Below are 14,306 nucleotides of genomic sequence, written 5' to 3' on the forward strand. Positions count from 1 at the left end.
CCTGCCGCCGCGGAGCCCCGGACCCGCCTTCGGGTCCGGGGCTCCGCCCTTCCGCCGTCTCCGTCATGTCCCGAGCGCCACGCTTGAGACGTTCACCGTCCCGAACGTGGCGCTCGAGACACTCACGCTCGCGTCGGTGTCGCCCAGGCACCCGCTGAATCGTCACCTTCGCGAACCGCGCACTCACGACCCGCGTGGCCCGGCCCGCCACCCCCGCCGCCGACCCCGAGGCACCACGACGGCCGCCGCGCCCAGCAAAGCAACAGCCACCACGACACCCACCACCACCGCCCAGGCCGCCTGCCGCGCGGGCCCTGGGTCCGCACCGGGCGTCACCGCCACCGGTTCACGGCGCGCGGGCGCCTCGGCGCCGACGCCGGAAGCGACCGAAGTCAGCGCCGCGAGCGGGTCGAGCACGGTGACTCCGGCGTGCGGGTACGCGGTGTCCCGCAACCTCCTGGCGACGTCGGCCGCGGTGGTCTCGGGCCGGTAGGACCGGATCAGCGCCGCGGCGGCCGCCACGTGCGCGGCGGCGAAGGCCGGGCCCGCGCCGACGGCGGCACCGCCGCCCGGTCCCAGGCCCACCACGAGATTTCCCGGTGCGGCAAGGGATCCGGGTACGGCCTTGGCGTCCGGTTTCCCGTCCGGGCCGAGGGCGGACACCGCGAGCACGCCGGGGAACGCCGCCGGGTAGTACGGCCAGGGCGGGACGTCGCTTGCCTTGGTCGCGTCCCGGCCCGCCGCCGCCACGATCAGCGCGCCCGCCGCGACGGCCCGGTCGACGGCCGCTTGCAAAGCCGGGCCCGCCTCGGTGACTGCCGTCGCGACGCAGATGATCCGCGCGCCCGCCGCGACAGCGCCGTCGAGCGCGCTCGCGATACTCGCCGCGGTCGCCGCGCCGGTCTTCTCCGTACCCCGTACCGCGAGCACCCGCGCGCCGGGCGCGAGCCCGGAAACCTTGGCACCGTCCACCAGTGGCGCCGCGATCAGGCTCGCGACGACCGTTCCGTGCCCGACACAGTCCGTTCCGGCGTCACCGACCTGCTGGACCGGCAGAACCGCTTTGTCGACCCCGGTGTCCACCACCCCGACGGTGACGCCTTCCCCCTTCGACAACGCCCAAAGCCGGTCCACGCCGAGATACGGCAGCTGCCACGGCACCGAAGGGACCTTCTTGCCCGACGGGGAAGTGCACGCCTGCCCGGCTTTCAAGGTCTGCGGGATCTGCGGGAGCTCGGTGTCCTGCGCGGCCGCGAGACCGCCGTTCGCCAGCAAGGTGAGCGTCGCGCACGCCACGGCCAGGGGTCGCCTCATCGTCCCAGTCCAGCATGAGCCGACCGGCCCGCCCAGGAAGAACCACCGGCAGGATCGCGGCCCGGTGAACCCAATCGGACCTCTGCCGCGTTGTCCATGGTGGAGCCGGGGCCAGGTTCCGTTCGGAGAACGACGAGGGGAGCGCTCGTGTCACGGCACGTGCTCACGGTGGACCGCGATCAGGGGTATCGCACCATTTCGGCCGCGCTGCAGGACGCGCGCAACGGCACGGTGATCTCCGTGCTTCCCGGCCGCTACGACGAATCCCTGGTGGTGACCAAGGTCGTCACCATCGCGGCGAGCGACGCGCGCGGGACCGTGGAGGTCGTGGCACGTCAGGGCAGCGCGGTCCAGCTCGCCGCCGAGGCCGTCAAGCTCACCGGTCTGGTGCTGCGGGGACAGAACGAGGAACTCCCCGCGGTCGACATCGCCCGCGGCCAGGCCGCGGTGGAGGACTGCGAGATCATCGGCGCCGCCTGGACAGCGGTGCTGGCCCGCAACTCGGGTTCGCTGGCGATGCGCGGCTGCCGGGTGACCAACCCCGGCGGCGCGGGGATCGTGGTCACCTCGCCCGCCCCCAGCACGATCGAAGACTGCGTCGTCGAACACGTGCAGACCTCCGCCATCGTCATCGCCGAACGCGGGAACCCGATGGTGCGCGACTGCACCCTGAGGCACGCCAAGGGAAACGGTGTCTGCGCCAACGGGCAGGCACAGGGCACCATCCAGCATTGCGACATCTCCTCGACCGACCGTCCGGGCATCGCGCTCGAAGAGGACAGCGCGACGAAGGTGCTCGACACCACCGTGCGCGACACCGCGAGCGGCGTCTTCATCAGCACGCACTCCTCCCCCGTGCTCGAAGAATGCCGGACCACCAACACCACCGGTGACGGGATCACCGTCGCCGACGGCGCAGACCCGGTGCTGCGCCGGTGCCGCACGGCCAAGACCGGCGGCGTGGGGGTCCGGGTCACCGGACGGTCCCGCGGCACTTTCGAGGACTGCGAGGTCTCCGACGCGACGCTGGCGGGCATCCACGTCGACGAGGCGAGCGGCCCGACCTTCAGCCGGACGACCGTCCGCGGCGGCGCGGCGGAAGGACTGGTGGTCACCGACGGAGCGACGGCCGAATTCGACCGGCTGGAGATCCGGGACGTGGCGGGCCACGGTGTCCTGGTGCGCGCGGCCGCCAATCCGCTGTTGCGCCGGGCGACACTCAACGCCTGCCGGGGCAACGGCATCGAGGTCACCGGCAACGGCCGTGGCCGGGTCGAAGACTGCGAGGTGCGCGACGCCGGAAAGGCCGGGATCAGCATCTCCGAAGGCGGAAGTCCTTACGTCAGCACGCTTCGGGTGCATCAGCCGAAACAGGCCGCCGTCCTCGTCGGGCCCGGCGGCGTCGGTTCCCTGCGGGACTGCGAAATCGGCGAAGCGGGCGAAGACGGCGTGCTGGTGCAGGACGGCGGGGAGCTGATGCTGTCCCGGTCCTCCGTCCGGCGCTCCCGTGGTCACGGCGTGCTGGTGGAAGCCGGCGCGCGGGCGAAACTGACCGCCGACGACGTCAGCGGGAATCGCCGGGACGGTGTCCGGATCGAGTCGGCCGAGACGGTGAGCGTGGTGGACTGCACCGTTTCCGACAACACCGGCGGCGGGCTCCGCACGACCGTGCCCAACGCGCGGCTTTCGGTGGAGAACCTGATCAGCAAGGCCAACGGCGCCCCGGACAACGACGGCACCACCGCGGCCACCGCCGAAATCACGGCCGTCACCGAGCCCGGCGAAGCGGCCCAGAACGCCGAAGGTGAGAGCGGGCCGCTGGCCAAACTGGAAGAGCTCGTCGGCCTCAGCGGCGTCAAGCATCAGGTGAAGACGCTGGTGAACCTCAACAAGATGGCGCGGCGCCGGGAGCAGGCCGGGATGATCGCCCCGCCGACCAGCAGGCACCTGATCTTCGCGGGCCCGCCCGGCACCGGCAAGACGACCGTCGCCCGGCTCTACGGCAGCATCCTCGCGGAACTCGGTGTGCTGCGCGAAGGTCACCTCGTCGAGGTCGCCAGGGCCGATCTGGTCGCCCAGATCGTCGGCGGCACCGCGATCAAGACCACCGAAACCTTCACCAAGGCCCTCGGCGGCGTCCTGTTCATCGACGAGGCGTACACCCTGAGCGCGCAGAGCAAGGGCAGCGGACCGGACTTCGGCCGCGAGGCCATCGACACGCTGGTCAAGCTGATGGAGGACCACCGTGACGAGCTAGTGGTGGTCGCCGCCGGCTACTCGCAGGAGATGTCCTCGTTCCTGCAGTCCAACCCCGGACTGGCGTCCCGGTTCACCCGCACCATCGAATTCGAGAACTACAGCACCGACGAACTGGTGACCATCGTCGAGAAGATGTGCACCGCCCACCAGTACCAGGTGCCCGAGGACACCAGGAACACGCTGGCCGTCCACTTCGGACAGATGGACCGCGGCGACGACTTCGGCAACGGCCGCACCGCGCGCAAGGTGTTCGAGGAAATGGTGGACCGGCAGGCTTTCCGGCTCGCGAGCGATCCGGAAGCCGACGACCAGAGCCTTTCGCTCCTGCTCTCCGCCGACGTCCCCGGAGACGCGGGCAAGGCCGTGCGGAGCGGCGACGACGACGAGCTGACGGTGCTGCGGACGAAACTGGACTCGATGATCGGCCTCACCGGGGTGAAGGACGCGATCAACGATCTGGTGAACCTGATCTCCACCGCACGGCAGCGGCGGGAGGCCGGGCTGCCGGTCCCCGCGATCAACAACCACCTCGTCTTCGCAGGCGCGCCCGGTACCGGCAAGACCACGGTGGCCCGGCTCTACGGCGAACTGCTCGCCGCGCTGGGGGTGCTGCGCAAGGGCCATCTGGTCGAGGTCGCGCGCGCCGACCTGGTCGGCCGCTACGTCGGGCACACCGCGCATCTGACCAGGGAGGCGTTCGAATCCGCCCGCGGCGGCGTGCTGTTCATCGACGAGGCGTACGCGCTGACCCCGGAGGGCGCGACGGGCGGCGACTTCGGCCAGGAAGCCGTCGACACCCTGGTGAAACTGATGGAGGACCACCGCGACGACACCGTGGTGATCGTCGCCGGCTACTCGGCGGCGATGCGGTCGTTCCTCGCCTCGAACGCCGGTCTCGCCTCGCGGTTCTCCCGGCACATCGAGTTCGAGAACTACTCCACCGACGACCTGGTCACCATCGTGCACCGGATGGCCTCGTCGAACGGCTACGAATGCGCCCCGGAGACAGTCACCGAGCTACGCCGCCACTTCGCGGGCGTGGAACGCGACGAAACCTTCGGCAACGCCCGCTACGCACGCCAGGTCCTGGAGATCATGATGACCCGTCAGGCCGGACGGCTCAGCACCACCGGCGCCCCCACCATCGCGGACCTGCGCTTGCTGTCACCGGCCGACCTTCCCTGAGTTCCGCCTCTCGACGCCATGGCAGGATTGGCCCCGCCCGGCACGGCCCGTCGTTGAGAGGAGTCCGCCCAGCGTGGACAAGACCGCGTTCGGAGACTTCCTCCGTTTCTACCGGCTGCGCGTCCCGATGACGCAGGAGGAGCTGGCCGAGCGGACCGGGATCAGCGTGCGCAGCATCAGCGACATGGAACGCGGGCGGGTCCGCACTCCGCAGCGGCGCACGGCGGAACTGCTGGTCGAGGGGCTGGGCCTGGCGGGCAAGGAGGCGGGCGACTTCACCGGTCTCGCCCGCGCCGGACGACGCGGGGCGGCCGTCCCGGACGAAGCCGTCCCCGTCGAGGCACCCCGGCCCGCCGTCGTCGTCGCGGCCCTGCCGCCCCACCTCACCGAGCTGACCGGCCGGAAGGCCGAACAACGGCGGCTGGACGAGGTCGCGGAGTCCGCCGCGTCGTCGTCCCACCTCCAGGTCGCGGTGCTGCACGGGCTTCCGGGAGCGGGCAAGACCGCGCTGGCCGTGGACGCCGGGCACCGGCACGCGCACCGGTTCGCCCAGGGCTGCCTGTTCCTCGACCTGCGGGGCATGGACCCGGAACCGCTCACGCCGGACAGGGCCGTGCACCGGCTGCTGCGCGGGCTGGGGCTCGACGAACGCCAGTTCCCCAACGATCCCGAAGACCGGCTGGCCCTCTACCGGTCACTGGTCCACGATCGCGAGATCCTGCTGATCCTCGACAACGCCGCCAACGAGGCCCAGGTGCGCCCGCTGCTCGCCACCAGCCCCGGCTCGATGGTGCTGGTCACCAGCCGGAGCACGCTGGCGGGGCTGAACGCGAGGCACCGGCTCGCCCTCGACGTCCTGACCGGCGACGACGCGGTGGACCTGCTGGGCGTGTCCGCCGGAGACCGGCGCCTGAAGGCGGAGCCGGACGCGGCCCGGCGGGTGGCGGAGCTCTGCGGCGGCGTGCCGCTCGCCCTGCTCATCGCGGGCAACCGGCTGGCCAGCCGTCCACAGTGGACGATCGCGCATCTGGCCGACCAGCTCGAGAACGAGCGACGGCGGTTGTCCGTGCTCACCGCGGGTGACCTGCAGATCCGCACCGCCTTCGCGCTCTCCTACCACCACCTCGCCCCCGAAACCGCCAGGGTGTTCCGGCGGCTGGCGCTGGTGGACGGCCCGGACGTCTCCGTCGAGCTCGCCGCTGTCGCCGCCGGAAGTCCCGCGGACGACGTCGAAACCGCGCTGGAAAAACTGGCCGAAGCGAGTCTGCTCGGCTTCAGCGGCACGCCGGGGCGGTACACGACGCTCGACCTGCTGCGCGTGTTCGCCAAGGAAAAGCTCGAAACCAGCGAAAAAGCCGAGGACCTCCGGAAGGCGGCCGAGCGGGTCCGGAACTGGCTGCTCGCGGTCGCGACGAAGGCGGCACAGTACTTCGATCACGACCGGACCGAGGTGACCGTCACGGTCGACGGACCCGATCCGGTGCACGACCGGGAATCCTCGGCCCGCTGGCTGGCCGAGGAACAGCACCATTGGCGCGGGGCGCTGCGGTCGGCGGCGGCGCTCGGCTCGGATGAGCAGGTGCTCGAACTGGCCAAGGCCATGCACTGGTACTCGGATCTGCGCGGCACCGGCCCGCTCTGGCGGGAGGTGTTCGGCGCGGGCGCGGCGGCGGCCGAAGCGCTGGGCGACGTCCGGTCCGCGGGTGAGCAGCTGAACTACGTGTCGTGGGCGCTCTACGCGCTCTGCGGTGATTCGCAGGCCGCGCTCGAAGCGCATGAACGCGCGGTGGCCGCGGCGACCGAAGCGGGCGACCTGACGGTGGAGGCCTGGGCCTGGTACTACGGGGCCGCCATCACCCGGCGGCTCGGCTCCCCGCGTGAGGCCGCGCTGGTGTGCAGGCGGTCCGTGGAACTGTTCGAGCGGGCGGGGTATCCGAACGGCCGTCATCTGGCGCTGTCCTTGCTGGGCAGCATGCTGCACACCCTCGGCGAGTTCGACGAAGCCGTCGCCGTGCAACGGCGGAGCGAGGCCTACTACCGGGGTTCGGCCACCGCGCCCGGTAACGACGAACTGCTGTCGATGGTGCTGACCAGGCTCTCCGACAGCCTCGCGGCGGCGGGTGACGTCGCGACCGCCCTGGACCTGCTGGACGAGGCCGAGTCGCTGTTCCGCAGGCATGGCGCGCCCTTCGCGGTGGCGAAGGCACAGCACCTGCGCGGCCAGATCCTGCTCGAGGCGGGCAGACCGGCCGAGGCCGAGGAGCAGCTGCTGGCCGCCTTGGCCGAAGCGCGCTGGTCCGAAACCAAGATCGAGATCCTGGTCCAGCTGGCGAAACTGACCGAGATCACGGGGAAACCGGCCGAGGCCAAGGCTCACCGGGTGCACGCCCTCGCCGAATGCGCCCGGTACGAGACGCCGTTCGCGCGGAAGGCGGGACGCGAGCTGGCCGCCGCACTCGGTGTCGCGGTGCCGGAGTCGGCCTGATCACCAGCCCGCGGCGGTGACCCCGCTGCACGCCAGCACCTCGGTCATGGCGATCGTCGCGTGGTGCACCCGTGATTTGACCGTTCCCACCGGGACGCCGATGCTCACGGCGGCCCGCTGCCGGGTGCGGTCGAGCCGGTAGACCTCGTCCAGTGCTTCACGCTGGATCGGCGTCAGCTGGGCCAGCCCCTCTTCGACGACGCACCGTTCCAGGACCTCGTCGGCGAAATCGGTGTCGCCCGGCAGCAGATCGAAGTCGTCGTCCCCGAACACGACCGGCCGGGCCTTGTCGCGGCGGGCCCAGTCGACGATGAGGTTGCGGGCGACCCTGAACAGCCACGGCCGCGGCGGGATGCGCTTCTCGATCAGCGCCTCGCTGTTGCGCCAGGCCCGGAACAGGCACTCCTGCACGACGTCCTCGGCCCGGTGCGGGTCGGTGGGGAGCAGGCCGCGGGTGAAGCGCAGCAGATGGTCCCGGTGCTCGGTGTGCAGTGCGGCCAGGAAAGCGTTCCCTTCGGCCGACGGCGCCCTGTCCGCCAGCGAAGTCACCTGAGTACCGCGGTGGCCTGTCACGCCGACCTCCCTGACTAGTTGGCGTCCTTGAGGTCAATTCCACCGGTCGGAGTAGCCCGCGACCATGAGGAAGAACCGGCAGAACTCGGGGGCGGCGGGTTCTTCCGGTCCGTCTGCCGTCGCCTGTCAGGTTCGGGCCTGCCGGTCCCCGTGCCCGCCCGGTGCGGCATTGGTTCGAGCGGGCTATGGCACCCGGCTGTCGATCCGCCCCATAATCGCTGCCCGTGGGGGGCACGCCGGCTCCTCGTGGTCCCGTCCGCCAGGGAGGTCGCCACCGTGAAACTGCTGGACCGCGATCGCACTCCGGTGCGGTTCACCGTCCTGACCTCCGTCACCGGCGGACTGGTGCTCGCCGGGATCCTCGCGGCGATCCGCAGCGATGTGCTGATCGCGAAACTGCCCGCGTGGACCGTTCTGGCGGCGGGCTCACTGGCGGTGATCCCCTTTCTGCTGCGTCGAGCGCCGTGGACCGGGCGGCCACGTCAGGCGTTCTTGGTGACCTCGGCTTTCAGCCAGAAATACTGGGTCGCCGGCTTCGTGCAGCGTATGCACGTCGTGCTGGACCGCAGCGGCATCGACCTGGTGCTGAAGGTGCCCGACCGGGATTACGACGCCGCGGCGCAGGCACACCACCTGCGCAGAATCCTGGCCGCGCGCCACAATTACCTCGGCGGGATCATCGTCGCGACCGAAGTGCACCGGCTGCGACCGGATCTGGCCGAATTCTGCGCCGCGTTGGCCTTGCCCGTGATTTTCACCGACGTCGAACCTTTCGACGACGAAAACGACTACCCCGCCAACACCGCCTTCGTCGGGTATCTCAGTTCCGATCTCGGAAAACTCGCGGGCGGCTGGCTGGTCGGGCACTTCAGGCGGCAGGGAACACCGCGGCCACACGTGCTGATCGTGGCCAGCCGTCAGCATCCAGCCCGCCAGAACCAGTGCGCGACCGTTCTGCGAACGGAATTGACCGACGTTTCGATCACCATCGACGACAGCTGCGCCTTCAACCGTCCCCGCGCTTACGACGCCGTGCAATCCCACATTCGCGTGCTGGCTGCGAACGCGGGACGCCTGGACGCCGTTTTCTGCACCAATGACGAGATGGCCTTGGGAGCTGTCGACGCGCTTCGGGCGACGACCTCGTCGGTCACGACGGACACCGTGGTCATCGGCGTGGACGGAACCACCGAGGCGCGCGCCCTGATCGACACCGGCGCGAGCCCCCTGCGGGCCACCGTGGTCCAGGATTCGCATTGCCTCGCCGAAAGCGTCGTCTACGCGCTGGAATCGATGCGCGAACGAGGCAAGGCGACCAAACGCACCGTCCTCGAACCGGAGGTCCACGAAGTCAAGTGAGCGCGCCTTTTCACCGGTGACTCTCCCGGTCTCGTGAGTGGTGCCACCACACCGGGACTCTCGGCTGCCCGCGCCCACGCCCGGCCGGGCAAGCGGTCCAGTGGGACGACACACGTGGCTGGACGGACGACACGCGGCGGGACTCGGCCGTCGCCGAGTGACGTCCATCTGATCACGGGTGTCGTCCATCTGATCACACGTGTCGTCCACTCGGTCACGCGAAAGTACCGGCCCGGCCCGCGAAAGCCCGTGAGTGGCGCAGCCGCTAGGACGTCGCCCCGCCCCCGCGCTCGTCCCATTCCGGCGCGTCGACGAAGTGGACGTCATACCGATCGTGGATGCGCTCGACCTCCTCCGGCGCGACGTTTCCGCGCAGGATCTCCGGCAGCATGCGGAAATAGCCGAACCGTTCGACCCCCGGCGCCAACGTGATGAGCACGTCGGCGGCGATGTCCGGCGGCGCGGCGAAAGCGTGCCGGACACCGGGCGGGATCACCACGTAACCGCCCCGCTCGACCGTGACCGTCTCCGTGCCCACCAACATCCGCAGCACGCCCTCGATCACGTAAAAGGCTTCCGCGGATTTCTTGTGGTAGTGCGGTTTCGTACCGGGTTCCCCGGCCCGCAAGGAAAGCCGGTTCGCGCCGAGAAACCCGCCCGTGTGCTCGCCGTCGGCCAGCAACCGCAACTCGGGCTTCTCGACGACCTCCGCGTCCTTCTCCTGCATCACCCAGGCTTCGTTCGCCATCACGCCCCCATCTAGTTGAAGTCTTCAACCAAAGCTAGACCGAAGTGGTTGAAGATGTCAACTGTTACGGTGGGCGTCGTGACCAACTGGCTCGACGCGGACCAGCAGCGCGACTGGCGTGCGTTCATCGAAGGATCCGTCCGGTTCGTCGACCTGCTCGACCGGCGGCTGCGCGAGCAGCACGGGCTTTCACTGGCGGAGTACGAACTCCTGGTGCGACTGTCCGAAGCGGACGGTCTGTCGATGCGCATGGCGGATCTCGCCAAGTCCGCGTACTACTCGCGCAGCCGCCTCTCGCACCGCGTCAACGGACTGGAGGTCCGCGGCCTGGTCCAGCGTGAGTCGACCTCCGACGACGGCCGCGGCGTGCGCGCACGGCTCACCGACGAAGGGCATGAGACCCTGCGCCGCGCGGCACCGGACAACCTCCGCACCGTCCGCGAGCATTTCGTGGACGCCGTCGAACCGGAGGACCTGCGAGCGGTCGGACGCGCCATGCGCGCCGTCTCCGAGCGGCTCGAGCAGTGACGTCTCGAGCCGCTCGGGGCGAACCCATCGCGGGCGTTCACCAGGTGACGGGCAGCTCCCGCGCCGTGTAGAAGACCGCGTTCTCGGCGAATTCCAGTTCGTCCGAGGGCACCGCCAGTTTCAGGGTCGGAACGCGACGGTAGAGCGTGCCGTAGACGATCTGAAGTTCCACTCGGGCCAGCGGGGCACCCAGGCACAGGTGACTGCCGTGGCCGAAAGCGACGTGGTGGCGGGTCTTGCGGTGGACGTCGAGCGTGTCGGGATCCGGGAAGGCGGCCTGGTCCCGGTTGGCGGTGCTCTTCACCGCGATGATGCCTTCGCCCGCCCGGATGAGCCGTCCGCCGACCTCCAGGTCTTCCCGCGCGACACGGCGGGCCTCGGTGTGGGTGATGGACAGGTAGCGCAGGAGTTCTTCCACGGCGTTGGCCACCACCGCGGGATCGTCGCCGTCCCGGATGGCGCGCAGCTGGTCCGGGTCGGCCAGGAGCGCGATCGTGCCCAGGGTGATCATGGCGGCCGTGGTGTCGTGCCCGGCCACCAGGAGAAGCTGGCCCAGCGTCGCGATCTCGCGTGCCGTCATCGCGCCGGTCCGGAACTGCTCGACGGCCAGCGTGCTGAGCACGTCCTCCCCCGGTTTCCCGGCCTTCTCCGCGACCAGGTCCTCCAGGTAGGTGTTCAGTTGCTCGCTGGCGGCCATGGCTTGTCCGGGATCACCTTCGTCCATGACGAGCGTGCGGGCCACTCCCTGGAAGAAGTCGCGGTCGGCGTAGGGAACGCCGAGCAGTTCGCAGATCACCCGCGAGGGGACCGGTAACGCGAACGCCTCGACCAGATCCACCGGCCGAGGACCGGCGAGCAGTTCGCCGACGAGTTCGTCGACGATCCGCTGGATCCGGGGCCGCAGGGCGTCCATCTTCTTGATCGTGAACTCCGAGGTCAGCAGCCGCCGCTGAGCGGTGTGCTCCGGCGCGTCCATCTGCATCAGCGTTTTCATCCGGGTGTCGCGGGCCTTGCTCACCGCGTTGGTGTGCGGGAAGGCGGGCCGGGTGGCGTCGACGCTGACCCGCGGGTCGGCCAGCACCGCGCGCACGTCTTCGTGCCGCGTGACCAGCCAGGGTGTACTGCCGTCCCACAACCGCACCCGCGACACCGGATCATGTTCGGCTCGACGGGTCAGTTCCGGCGCCGGTGCGAGCGGGCAGCCCGCCGCGCGCGCCATCGGAAAGGACTGTGTCGCCACTTTGTCGTCGGTCATGGAACCCTCCAGGTATCGGCTGTCCGTGCTTCGTCCGCAGCATGCCGGTGCCGGACACCCCGGTAATCGGACAAATAGGATGTGATATGCGTCATATTCGAGGGGGTCACTTTGCCGAAAGAGCCGTTCCGGCCACGCGCGAAAATCGCCGTCGTGGTGGTGGACTGCCCCGACCCGCAAGCCCTCGCCCCCTTCTACGAGGCACTCCTTGGCGTGAGCCGAACCAAGGACGGCACAGACCACGTGCGCCTCACACTCGGCGGCGACCAGCCCGAACTCGCCCTCCACCGCACCGACCATTACGTCCGCCCGGACTGGAAGCGGGGCGAGCCCGCACAGCAGCTGCATCTGGACCTGCTCGTGGCCGACCTGGACGAAGCGGAGCGCGAGGTGCTCGCCCTGGGCGGGCACCTCCTCGACGGTTCCGACAAGCCCATCGGCTACCGCGTGTACGCCGATCCGGTCGGGCATCCGTTCTGCCTGGTCACCCCCGAAGGTCTCGGCTGACCGGCCGGAGCCGCCCGCACGGGTCGTCCGCGTCACAGTAAATGTCAGACATTCGGTGTTAGGGTCCCCTTATGAACGAACTTCGTGCGCCGCGCCGTGTCGCGAGCCTGTCGGCGCAACTGGTGGACACCCTCCGCGAGAAGATCGCCTCCGGCGCATGGCCCGTCGGGACACGGATCCCGCCGGAACACGATCTGGTCGAGCAGCTGGGCGTCGGGCGCACGACGGTGCGCGAGGCACTCGGCGCGCTGGCGCATCTGGGTTTGCTGGAGGCCCGGCGGGGCGACGGGACCTATGTCCGGGCATCGAGTGAAATGCACTCGGTCTTGCTGAGGCGCGCCAACACCTCCAGGCGGGACGACGTGCTGGAACTGCGCGCGGTGCTGGAGGAGTACGCCTCGGGCCTGGCCGCGGCGCGGCGCACCGAAGAAGATCTGGCCTGCCTGCGGCGCCTCCTCGACGAAGCCGAGACAGCCGCCGGTTCACCGGACACCACCCTCGCCGCCGAGGCCGACGTCCGCTTTCACCAGGCCGTGGTCAACGCCGGCGGGAACCCGCTGCTCACCGACGTGTACGACGTCCTCAGCACAGCGGTCGTCGAGCAGATCGGCGACACGCTCTGGCCCAGCGCGACCGCCGCGGAACACGCCGATCTGCACAGGAGTCTCGTCGAGGCGATCGCCGCCGGCGACGAGGTCGGCGCACGATACCGCGCCGCCGAGATCGTGAAGCTCACCGAGGCCGGAACGGAACGAAGGAAATGACGATCTCGAACACCTCTCCCGTGGCGACGAGAACCGATCCGATCCGGGCCAAGCCCGCCCTTTCGGCGGGGCTCGTGATCGCGATCCTGTTGGTGGCGGCCAACTTGCGCGCGACTTTGACGGGCGTCGGCACCCTCCTGCCGTCCATCGAGCACGACACCGGGCTGACCGCCTCGGCGGCCGGTGTCCTGAACACGGTGCCGCTGCTCATGTTCGCGGTGACGTCACCCTTCGTCGGGCGCGCCTCGCACCGGATCGGCACCACCCGCCTCCTCGTGGTCGCCCTCGCGGTGCTGGCGGTGGCCACCGTGATCCGGTCCCTGCCGTCGATCGCCTGCCTGTTCCTCGGAACCGTGATCCTCTCGGCGGCGATCGCGGTCGGGAATGTGCTGCTGCCGACGGTGATCCGCACCCACGTACCCGGCCCGCGGGCGCACACCGTCAACGCTCTCTACGTCACCGCCATGGGTTTGGTCGCCGCCGTGTCGTCCGGGATTTCGGTGCCGCTCGCCAAGGTGCTGCCCGGAACCTGGCGTTCCGCCCTCGCCTGGGGTGTGGTGATCGCGCTCGCAGCCCTCGTCGCGTGGCTGCCCCGTCTTCGCGAAACCCGGTCAGAGGGCGGCGTTCAAGCTCGCGGGAAGCACGCCCGTACTCCCTGGGGATCCTGGCTGGCGTGGCAGGTGTCCTTCTTCATGGGCCTGCAATCCCTCGTCTTCTACACCGCGATCGCCTGGCTGCCCAGCATTCTCGCCAACCAGGGCATGAGCACCGCGGCGGGCGGCTGGACGCTGTTCTACTACCAGCTGATCGGCCTGGTCACCGGGATGGCGCTGCCGTTGCTCACCCGAGGCCGCCACGATCAGCGTTTCACCGCCGCCGCGGCCTCGGTGATCGTCGCCGCCGGCTTCGCGATCCTGCTCCTCGCCCCCGCGCTCGCGCTCGTGGCGTGCACACTTCTCGGCCTGGGCACCGGCGCCTGTCTCGTGCTCGCCCTGAGCTTCCAAAGCCAGCGCGCCGCCGGGTCCGGCGAGACCACGGCGCTGGCCGGGATGGCCCAGTCCATCGGCTATCTCGTCGCGGCGGCCGGGCCGTTGCTGCTGGGCGTTCTCCACGACACCACCGGCAGCTGGACCGGCGCTCTCCTGCTTCTCATCGCGTTGAGCCTTCTCATGGCCGGTGCCGGTTACGGCGCCGGGCGCGACCGTCATGTGCAAGGTGGTCGAGACCGGTATCCAGGTCCGAGATCGGAGTGACCCCCCGCGACGGTCACCCTTTGTGCAGGTCAGGCGCAGGTAGGCAAATACGCCCTTCGCGTGAGTGAGGTGTGTG

Annotated in this window: 11 protein-coding genes; 7 read left to right on the forward strand and 4 right to left on the reverse strand. The window is 70.1% G+C overall.

Going from position 1 to position 14,306, the window contains the following annotated elements; all coding sequences use genetic code 11:
* Positions 1 to 183: 183 nt before the first annotated feature.
* Entirely contained in the window at positions 184 to 1,314 is a 1,131-nt protein-coding gene (locus AMYAL_RS0100490) for a S8 family serine peptidase (protein WP_026466616.1), read from the reverse strand.
* Between the two features lie 147 nt (positions 1,315 to 1,461).
* Between AMYAL_RS0100490 and AMYAL_RS0100495 the strand changes: the two genes are divergently transcribed.
* Positions 1,462 to 4,758, forward strand: coding sequence for a right-handed parallel beta-helix repeat-containing protein (locus AMYAL_RS0100495; RefSeq protein ID WP_026466617.1), 3,297 nt, complete (start codon positions 1,462 to 1,464; stop codon positions 4,756 to 4,758).
* A 73-nt stretch (positions 4,759 to 4,831) separates the two neighbouring features.
* The gene (locus tag AMYAL_RS45455) at positions 4,832 to 7,243 is read left to right on the forward strand and encodes an ATP-binding protein (RefSeq protein WP_020629338.1); all 2,412 of its coding nucleotides are present in this window, start codon (positions 4,832 to 4,834) and stop codon (positions 7,241 to 7,243) included.
* On the opposite strand, the gene AMYAL_RS0100505 is transcribed toward AMYAL_RS45455, so the two are convergent.
* A complete protein-coding gene (locus AMYAL_RS0100505) occupies positions 7,244 to 7,816 on the reverse strand; it encodes a sigma-70 family RNA polymerase sigma factor (protein WP_245192726.1) in 573 nt (190 codons plus the stop codon). It lies immediately after the preceding gene.
* Positions 7,817 to 8,092: 276 nt separating this feature from the next.
* Here AMYAL_RS0100505 and AMYAL_RS0100510 point away from each other — a divergent pair, with 276 nt between their 5' ends.
* Positions 8,093 to 9,175, forward strand: a complete 1,083-nt coding sequence (locus AMYAL_RS0100510; RefSeq protein WP_245192728.1) for a sugar ABC transporter substrate-binding protein — start codon at positions 8,093 to 8,095, stop codon at positions 9,173 to 9,175.
* A 265-nt stretch (positions 9,176 to 9,440) separates the two neighbouring features.
* Here AMYAL_RS0100510 and AMYAL_RS0100515 read toward each other — a convergent pair whose 3' ends face one another.
* Entirely contained in the window at positions 9,441 to 9,923 is a 483-nt protein-coding gene (locus AMYAL_RS0100515) for a cupin domain-containing protein (RefSeq protein ID WP_020629341.1), read from the reverse strand.
* A gap of 78 nt (positions 9,924 to 10,001) precedes the next feature.
* On the opposite strand from AMYAL_RS0100515, the gene AMYAL_RS0100520 reads away from it, so the two are divergent.
* Positions 10,002 to 10,451, forward strand: a complete 450-nt coding sequence (locus AMYAL_RS0100520) for a MarR family winged helix-turn-helix transcriptional regulator (RefSeq protein ID WP_245192730.1) — start codon at positions 10,002 to 10,004, stop codon at positions 10,449 to 10,451.
* Between the two features lie 37 nt (positions 10,452 to 10,488).
* Here the strand turns inward: AMYAL_RS0100520 and AMYAL_RS0100525 are convergent, their stop codons facing one another.
* The gene (locus tag AMYAL_RS0100525; protein WP_020629343.1) at positions 10,489 to 11,706 is read right to left on the reverse strand and encodes a cytochrome P450; all 1,218 of its coding nucleotides are present in this window, start codon (positions 11,704 to 11,706) and stop codon (positions 10,489 to 10,491) included.
* 111 nt (positions 11,707 to 11,817) lie between these two features.
* Here AMYAL_RS0100525 and AMYAL_RS0100530 point away from each other — a divergent pair, with 111 nt between their 5' ends.
* From AMYAL_RS0100530 to AMYAL_RS45460, 3 genes are all read left to right on the forward strand, one after another.
* Complete coding sequence (locus AMYAL_RS0100530) at positions 11,818 to 12,213, forward strand: VOC family protein (protein ID WP_245192732.1); 396 nt, start codon at positions 11,818 to 11,820, stop codon at positions 12,211 to 12,213.
* A 71-nt stretch (positions 12,214 to 12,284) separates the two neighbouring features.
* The gene (locus AMYAL_RS0100535; protein WP_020629345.1) at positions 12,285 to 12,977 is read left to right on the forward strand and encodes a FadR/GntR family transcriptional regulator; all 693 of its coding nucleotides are present in this window, start codon (positions 12,285 to 12,287) and stop codon (positions 12,975 to 12,977) included.
* Positions 12,974 to 14,230, forward strand: a complete 1,257-nt coding sequence (locus tag AMYAL_RS45460; RefSeq protein WP_020629346.1) for a CynX/NimT family MFS transporter — start codon at positions 12,974 to 12,976, stop codon at positions 14,228 to 14,230. The genes AMYAL_RS0100535 and AMYAL_RS45460 overlap by 4 nt, the downstream gene beginning before the upstream one ends.
* Positions 14,231 to 14,306: the final 76 nt, after the last annotated feature.

It is taken from the genome of Amycolatopsis alba DSM 44262 (assembly GCF_000384215.1).
GTDB lineage: Bacteria > Actinomycetota > Actinomycetes > Mycobacteriales > Pseudonocardiaceae > Amycolatopsis > Amycolatopsis alba.

Excerpts from the sequence above, each read along its gene's own strand:
- AMYAL_RS0100535 (WP_020629345.1), top strand. The coding sequence starts at position 12,285 with ATGAACGAACTTCGTGCGCCGCGCCGTGTCGCGAGCCTGTCGGCGCAA.
- AMYAL_RS0100490 (WP_026466616.1), bottom strand. The coding sequence starts at position 1,314 with ATGAGGCGACCCCTGGCCGTGGCGTGCGCGACGCTCACCTTGCTGGCG.
- AMYAL_RS0100515 (WP_020629341.1), bottom strand. The coding sequence starts at position 9,923 with ATGGCGAACGAAGCCTGGGTGATGCAGGAGAAGGACGCGGAGGTCGTC.
- AMYAL_RS45460 (WP_020629346.1), top strand. The coding sequence starts at position 12,974 with ATGACGATCTCGAACACCTCTCCCGTGGCGACGAGAACCGATCCGATC.
- AMYAL_RS0100525 (WP_020629343.1), bottom strand. The coding sequence starts at position 11,706 with ATGACCGACGACAAAGTGGCGACACAGTCCTTTCCGATGGCGCGCGCG.